Genomic DNA, 1,548 nt, shown 5'->3' on the forward strand with positions numbered 1-1,548 from the left:
CCGGAAAAGGTCTACCTGGCGGCCCAGCGGGTGCTGTACAGGTACCTGTTCAACTCGGTGCGGCTGATGTTCCTGCGGCCGGACTGGTGCGTGGTTGTATGATGAGTTCAGGAGGGAAGGTACTATGGCTAGGTTTTTTAAGCAAATTTTAAGAGCCGTGTGGTATCCAGACACCGATTTCGGTCTAAGCTTCATGTGGCTTCAGGTGTTGGCAACTGTGGCTTTGAGTACGGTAGCGCTAGTGCTGGGGAGCCTGGGAATCGATGAAATACCTTTTTGGTTCCGCTTTGTTTTTGGGAGTTATGCTCTTTTCACCGCCGTGCATGTGATGGTCTTGGCACGCTATATCTGGTTACGGTGTGCTTAGTGACCCCCGCCAGGACTGGTGCGTGGTGGTGTGGTCGGATGTTCTGAGGGGATGGTGCACGAGTGAGCAGGAAGGACAGAAACGGCGAATCTATTCCGCTCCTGCACGTCTACGGCCAGTTTGCCTGGCACGACGACGTGTTCATAATCGGCAACCGGCAGGCGTTAAAGGCCCTGCTGGAAGCGGTCAAGAAGGCCTTGGAACAAGGCAAGGGAGAGGCCGATGGTGTTTTTGTGGCCGATGGCGAAGGATACAGCATAGTGGTCATCCGGAAGGACGACCCCTGGCCAGAGGGTTGGGAAAGACTTGCCCTGCCGTATACGGAAGATTACGCCAGGGACAGGAGGGAAGGCATCTTCTGGCCGGGAGATTTAGTCAGAGAGTCGTGGTGGTGCCGTTAATGCGCCGAGAAGAAAAGCGAGCAGTTTTGGGAGGTGTCGTCCTTGCTGACGGTACAGGAGCTCTTCCACGCTGTGCGGTGGGAGGAAGTGGAAGCAGTCCTGTTGGAGCGGTACGGGGACGAGGCAGGGGATCTGTCCGGCCTCCGGGAGGCTTTCCACTTCATAAGGAACTGCGAGCTGGAGCCGAACCCGGAGGGGTGGGTGATCGAGATCGATTCTTGGTTCGACGAGGAAGAAGGGAAAGTTGTTTGGGACGTGCACGCGCGGAAACCGGGTGACGAACAGGTGTACGGCATGGGCCTGTCCCTGCTGGACGAGTGGGCCGGGCACTTCGTCTCCGAAAAGGCGCTGGCGGCCTTCTCTCCCGCGGAGGCGGCGGCCCACATCCTGTGGGAGGCCATATGGTGGGGGTGTTCGAACGAAGCCATCCTGGCCCGGAGGAGGGAACTGGAGGAAATGGTGGAAGAACTGGAGCGGAATCCGGACGTCGGTGTGCCTACCGAGGAAGTTTTCCGCGAGTTAGGAGTAGAGTAGAGATTGTTAAGCCGTTTCGATGCTGGGAGGGCGAAAAAAGTGACTTATGATGAAAATACCTTCGGTGGAGTGCCGGAACGGTACGCAGGAAAGTTCAGACGCGCGGTCAAAAGTGCAAGGCTTCCTGGAAGTAGAGCCATCTACGCCGCTGTCGCGGCGGTGCTGGTCCTCCTGTTGCTCTTCCCCCTGCGCTTCTGGGTGGTCGTCCCGGCGGGCTACCGGGGCGTGCTGCTCCAGTTCGGCGCG

Annotated in this window: 4 protein-coding genes; all 4 read left to right on the plus strand. The window is 58.1% G+C overall.

From position 1 onward, the window contains the following. The first annotated feature begins 124 nt into the window (after nt 1-124). Complete coding sequence (locus G454_RS0115155; protein WP_027719233.1) at nt 125-367, plus strand: hypothetical protein; 243 nt, start codon at nt 125-127, stop codon at nt 365-367. A gap of 62 nt (nt 368-429) precedes the next feature. Then, nucleotides 430-768 (plus strand): hypothetical protein, encoded by a 339-nt coding sequence (locus tag G454_RS0115160; protein ID WP_027719234.1) that lies wholly within the window; start codon nt 430-432, stop codon nt 766-768. A 42-nt stretch (nt 769-810) separates the two neighbouring features. Beyond that, nucleotides 811-1,302 (plus strand): DUF6557 family protein, encoded by a 492-nt coding sequence (locus G454_RS0115165; RefSeq protein WP_027719235.1) that lies wholly within the window; start codon nt 811-813, stop codon nt 1,300-1,302. A 39-nt stretch (nt 1,303-1,341) separates the two neighbouring features. Further along, nucleotides 1,342-1,548, plus strand: a 207-nt coding sequence (locus tag G454_RS19745; protein ID WP_035108132.1) for a hypothetical protein, incomplete at its 3' end; no start/stop codon positions are given.

The organism is Desulfovirgula thermocuniculi DSM 16036, from assembly GCF_000429345.1.
Classification (GTDB): Bacteria; Bacillota; Desulfotomaculia; order Desulfotomaculales; family Desulfovirgulaceae; genus Desulfovirgula; species Desulfovirgula thermocuniculi.

Bases quoted from the DNA above. Each gene is read 5' to 3' on its own strand.
- G454_RS0115155 (WP_027719233.1), top strand. From the start codon at position 125: ATGGCTAGGTTTTTTAAGCAAATTTTAAGAGCCGTGTGGTATCCAGAC.